The sequence below is a fragment of the Fictibacillus sp. Mic-4 genome (assembly GCF_049843615.1).
Classification (GTDB): Bacteria; Bacillota; Bacilli; order Bacillales; family Fictibacillaceae; genus Fictibacillus_A; species Fictibacillus_A gelatini.
The window spans coordinates 1-5,682 of record NZ_JBBHZM010000075.1 but is presented as its reverse complement, the minus strand read 5'-3'; the positions used below and the strand labels follow the sequence as shown (position 1 = coordinate 5,682).

Below are 5,682 nucleotides of genomic sequence, written 5' to 3'. Positions count from 1 at the left end.
AACGTGTGATAAATCGATTGACAAATCATTATAATCAGTGATATTATAATAAATTTGATAATTCAACATCGTTGTGGTATCGTTAAACTAGATACTTTATTGGAGGTGGATGAATTGTTTCAAATTGGCGATAAGATTATTTATCCAATGCATGGTGCAGGCGTAATAAAATCCATTGAGGAAAAAGAATTCCTGGGTGAAAAGCATAGATATTATGTGATAAACATGCCGATCAGCAACATGCAAGTAATGGTTCCTATTGGGAAATTATCGAAATTAGGCATTCGCCCGATCGTTAATCATTTAAAGCTAGAAGATGTCTTACGCATATTTCATCATGGAGAAACAACTCAATTACTTCCGTGGAAACAAAGGTACGATTTGAACATGAAAAAAATAAAAACAGGAAAAATAGAGGATGGCGCTGAAGTTGTTCGTGATTTAATGAGAAGAAATAAGGAAAAAGCGCTTAATTCAAGCGAAAAGCGGATGTTGGATAATGCGCGTCAAATTTTAATTAGTGAATTAATGTTAATCGGAGACTGTACAGAATTGCAGGCAACCGATTTGTTAAATAACTCAATTGATTAGACTAGACATAGAAAAATTATATCTTTTATTAAAACTCAAGAGAACCAGATCGCCTGAGATCTTTTTGTTCCATTTGAATGAATATCCCCACGATATATCCCCATTATTTTCTTCGCTCATACGTTATTATGCTGATTCAAAAAATATAAGGCCATTTACCCTTTGACCGGCTATTAAAAAGGAAGATTGTTCAAAAATAGAAGGGGTTAAATGATATGGTGTAAGAAGTTCAACAAAGAGAGAATATTCATAGTCACTCATGATGGGACGATTACTGCTTATCGGCAATTTCTTATGGGAGAACAATTAACGCGGGATGATTTTCTTGAAGAAACAGGATGGATTAAGATAACAGTTTGAATATTACTAATAAACGCAATCAGCATTTGATTCAAATTACAGATTTTTAAAACTATTTACTGAAGCCTTTTTTGGGTATGTTCGGCTTGGTGATCTAGCAAACCTGCCGAAATTCGGGGAGCAAGGAGGAAAGGGTGGAGATTTTTTAAGCGACAGCGTCCTGCCAAAAAATACGGCCTCAAGAGAATGGCCTTTTTATCACCGAAAAGTAAGCTTTTTGTTAACTAGTCTTTCCTGTATTTAAAATAGCCGATTTTCTTCATTGTAAATGAAAGAGAATCGGCTATTACTTATTGCTAAGGGCTTGATTTGTAGGATTCTAAAAATGACCTCGTCTTTTTTAGATATTCTGAATAGGTCATATGCAAATTACCGAACTCTCGTTGGATTGTAAATCTAGTTTTTAAATTCGAGTTCTTTATTTTACTATATTGATCTGCAATAGAATCACAATCATCAATTAATAAATAAAGGTAATTTAATGTTTCTTTTTTATAGTTCGCTTTGTTATTACGCTCTAATAAAACTAAATCATTTTTCACATTTTTTATTTGAGAAATCTCACGGTTTATATCCGTTTTACTGATTTTAATTGATTTTTTTTGTGTAAGCCATTTTTCATTAAGCATTTTGTCTACTTCACTTATCGTAGATATTGTGGGATTGCTACTTTTTTTAAAATTATAATCGCTCTCTAAATCCCTAAGTTCCTTGATGTAATCATTGACAAAAACTTTATCAGGTTTATATAAAATTGATTTATTCATACTTAAAAAGGAGTATGGGAAGATCCAGCCAACCCCAAAAAGTATTACCAAAACAGGGGTTAATACCCACAATATCTTTTTCATGTTTAACCCGCCTTGTCTTTAGATATACAGTGTAGCCTGTGTATTTCTTTGAACACTGAAAGATTCCGAACTTACTCCTGAGAATGAAATTCCGATACCACCAAGAGTCATACTTGCACCGAAACTAAATGAAATGTTTTCTTCGGCGTGAGCATATCTTCCATAAGCATCAATTCTATCCTGCGTTCCGTACTTTAATTCTTCAACAGTGTAATAAGCATACATATGAATATCAGTGACTTTCGTACCGATTAAAGTTCCTCCACCTGTAATTGACCAATTATCATTTGGTAAATTCATTTTTAGCCCATATCCTGATGAGCTATATTCCCAATGATCACTTGATGAGCTATATGTGGCACTGTCACTATATGATGTATGATTGGTGTAATCTACTTTTGACCAATATTGTTTAGCATATTCTGTACCTTTATTTGGAGCGAATTGACTACTGTTTACGGCTGCACCTATTACATCATAACTTCTTGTTTTAGGCAGAACATCCCATTGAACACTGTTTTTAATACGATATTCCCTGGAACCTAATGAAATAATCTGGGTAGTCATTGTTTTATAAGAGGTAGAGCCCGTATCTGGGTTTGCGTAGGCAACAGTTCCAGGGTTATCTTGTTGTTTTTTCTTTTCTTTCACTCTTTTATAATATTCTGCTTTACTCAATTCTACTACATTCGTAACCTTTTGTTTAGAAAAATTTTGACTTTCGGACTTCTCCGAAACTTCATAGTACTTTGTATCAGATGAAATTTCGACTCCAGTTAAATCTTTGTTGTTATTAAACTCATCCGCATCCATTTGTTGAATTTCATCTTCTGAAAAACCTAAATTTTGAAGGCGTTTAAAATCTTGCTGGGTAATTTCAACTCCATTGTTGTTTACATATTTCTCATTCCCATTTGATTCAGCGTGAGCGAAACTTGAGGAAAATAATAAGGTAAACCCCAAAAGTGACGAAAGTGCAACAAATTTTAACAACTTTTTCATCTACAAACCTCCATTTTAGAAATTTTCAAACATCTTAATTTGTAGTATATAGTTAGAAAATAGTAAATATTGCCGAAATTTGTCGATGTCGAAAACTTTTTCCATTATAGTAAATAGAAGGGTATTCCACTAAAAAGTTTTAAATATTCCTGCCTTCCCCGATAGTCGGGTCAAAGTTTGTTTATTTTTGATCACATAACTTAACTTAATTAATGTGATATAATGGCTTACCTGTTGGGAGTATTGGAATATCCTTTACGCTGTGAGTCCTGTTTTCCGCAAGTTTAACTAAATTTTTAAATCGATCGGTAATTCCTTTTTCCACTGACCCCGACTCCCTCTCTTTAACATTTACAAATCGTTGTCATTATTAATTAATTCGAGGTTTATCAAATCATAGTCATCGCAATATTCCTATAACTCCTCTTCTATGATTCCTGATTTACTGAGCAAATCCTTAACGTATGTTTTCAGCGTTTTATTGGTATTTTTACATTTATAACCACTTACTTTCCCCCTGGTGCTAGCGACGCTGGTACTGGGCCAATAAAGGTTCTCCAAATTTAGGAGAACCTTTTATCTTTAACATCAACCTATTTAGATTGGAAGCGGAGATGAAGCTCTTTAAAAGATCCTGCTGGCTCGAGTTTCAGGTATTTTTTTCTAAAATACCCCCAAATAGCTGACATTGTTAACAGTAAGGCGGCGATGATAAACACCGTTCGCACCCCATAAGTTTCAGCCAGGTAACCAAAGATTAAGGATGATATTCCAAAAGCGCCGGTAAAAATAGCATCTCTTGCCGAAAGCACTTTCGGAAGCAGATGATCCGGGCTCGTTAATTGGATGACGGTTTGTTGGCTAATCGCTTTTATTTGCGTCGCAAGTCCAACGAGAACCGATAAAAATAAGGAAAGCAAGGGAAATGGCGATAACCCGAAGCTTAATGTGAAAATGCCAACGAATAATGTTCCTGCGCAAATTCCAAACTGACTGTTCTCTTTCATGAAGGATTCTCTTTTAAAACTAAGCAATCCTCCTAAAATGAGGCCGGCAAAAAAAGTTGAATTAATGTAGCCCCACCATGCTTCGCTTTGATGAAGGATGTCTTCAACGTAAAGATATAAGATCGCTGCAATCCAAACAACATTGCTAATGGCATCAATGAAGTCGATGAAAGCAACTGTTTTTAATGAAGGAGTGATCCATATGGCGAGCCAGCCCTCTTTTAATGAGTTCCACTTACTAGTAGAAGAGGCACGTACCGTTTTTTCTTCATTGTCCCGAATAAAGGCCATCATGAACGTTGAAATAAAGAAAAGGATGACCGTTAAAGCCACTAAAAAGCCTCCATTAAAAATGGCTACTAGCATCCCGCCGATCGGCCAACCCCCTAGTTGTACAATTTGGTCAACAATTGAAATGAAGCTATTCGCTTTAATGAGATCTTCAGACTTTATCAACCGGGGAAGAATAGCGTTCCGTGCGGGTGTTGCCCAGCCATCAAGAAACGCAATGAGGGCAACGAGAGGAAAAATAAAGTAAACCCGATCCGGTTGAAATAAAGTCAATAAGTAAATCGACACAATGCATAATAGAATGCTTTTTGCGAGCTGAGAATAGACAAGGATTTTTCTTAACGGATAGCGGTCAATGACCCAGGGGGCTCCTATCCCGCCTAAAAATCGCGAAATTGTAATGACAAACGGGACGAATGCCATTAATGTGCCAGAACCAGTTGCTTTGTAAAGAATGCTGATAAGCCCGACAATGTAAAAGAGATCTCCACAGTTGGCCAGGGTTTGCCCGATCCATAAATAGTGGAAAGAACGTTTTGTACACATCTATCCTATCCCCTTTGCAAAATATTCAATTTTTTAAAAGGATAGGATGTTTCACATTGGATTTTTCCTCCAGTTTTTTTGTATCTCAATTATAGCGAAAATCATTAAACCTTGCTATGGAGAGCAGGAAAAATTTTTATTTATAGATTCATAATCCCGTTGATCAAGAATACACTTGAAACTGACGGAATACATTAGAATTTAAATTTTTAAAAGGGGCAAGCCATACGTTTAAAGGGGGCGATGGAATGGAATCCATTGGCCGGAGTGTCATTCGTAAGGACGCAGTGGCAAAAGTTACAGGAGCCGCAAAGTATACGGCAGATTTAAAAACCGTTGGGTCGCTTTATGCAAAATTGGTGACAAGTCCATACGGCCATGCCCGGATTTTATCGATAGATACGTCTGCCGCAGAAAAGGTTAACGGAGTACATAAAATTTTAACAGGAAAAGATACCAACATCTTAACAGGTGAAGAAATTAAAGACCGTCCCATTCTAGCTACTGATCGCGTCCGTTATCACGGTGAACCTGTTGCTGTCGTGATTGCCGATACGCTTGCGATCGCTAAACAGGCTGCCAATTTAGTGAATGTATCTTATTCCCCGCTTCCTGTTCTCCGTTCACCGAAAGAGGCCTACCAGCAAGGTGTTCCGCTCGTTCATGAACATCTAGGTGACTATGAAAAAATTGCCGAAGTTTTTCCAAAGCCCGGAACGAATATATGCAACCATACAAAAATTCGTAAGGGGAGCATGGAAATTGGCTGGGCAAAAAGTACGGTCGTAGTCGAAACGGAAGTCTCTTTCCCTCCGTCCGATCATTGCGCCATGGAAACGAGAAGCGTCAGCGCAGAAATTTTACCGAACGGGCAAGTGATCATCCATTCTTCATCGCAAGTGCCCTTTACGATTAAAAAAATGCTTAGTAGCATTTTTGGACTGAACCAGGGCAAAATCACGGTTCATACACCTCTTGTCGGGGTTCCGTCAGGAAAATGCGGATTTACAACGTTAAACTATTTTTTTGGAAAC

Annotated in this window: 5 protein-coding genes and 1 pseudogene; 3 read left to right on the top strand and 3 right to left on the bottom strand. The window is 36.9% G+C overall.

Annotated features, from left to right (window positions below):
* The first annotated feature begins 99 nt into the window (after window positions 1-99).
* Window positions 100-591: a CarD family transcriptional regulator gene (locus WD019_RS21325; protein ID WP_425712762.1), complete on the top strand. Its 492-nt coding sequence runs from the start codon at window positions 100-102 to the stop codon at window positions 589-591.
* A 234-nt stretch (window positions 592-825) separates the two neighbouring features.
* Window positions 826-951: pseudogene (locus WD019_RS21320) on the top strand (histidine phosphatase family protein); the annotation flags it as partial.
* Between the two features lie 296 nt (window positions 952-1,247).
* Here the strand turns inward: WD019_RS21320 and WD019_RS21315 are convergent.
* The 3 genes from WD019_RS21315 to WD019_RS21305 form a co-directional block, all read right to left on the bottom strand.
* Window positions 1,248-1,802 carry a hypothetical protein gene (locus WD019_RS21315; RefSeq protein WP_425712761.1) on the bottom strand — a complete coding sequence of 185 codons (555 nt, stop codon included), beginning with the start codon at window positions 1,800-1,802 and terminating at the stop codon, window positions 1,248-1,250.
* Between the two features lie 18 nt (window positions 1,803-1,820).
* Complete coding sequence (locus WD019_RS21310; RefSeq protein WP_425712760.1) at window positions 1,821-2,804, bottom strand: hypothetical protein; 984 nt, start codon at window positions 2,802-2,804, stop codon at window positions 1,821-1,823.
* Between the two features lie 593 nt (window positions 2,805-3,397).
* Window positions 3,398-4,648, bottom strand: coding sequence for an MFS transporter (locus WD019_RS21305; protein ID WP_425712759.1), 1,251 nt, complete (start codon window positions 4,646-4,648; stop codon window positions 3,398-3,400).
* A gap of 248 nt (window positions 4,649-4,896) precedes the next feature.
* Between WD019_RS21305 and WD019_RS21300 the strand changes: the two genes are divergently transcribed.
* Window positions 4,897-5,682: xanthine dehydrogenase family protein molybdopterin-binding subunit (locus WD019_RS21300; protein ID WP_425712758.1), on the top strand; the 786-nt coding region annotated here is incomplete at its 3' end.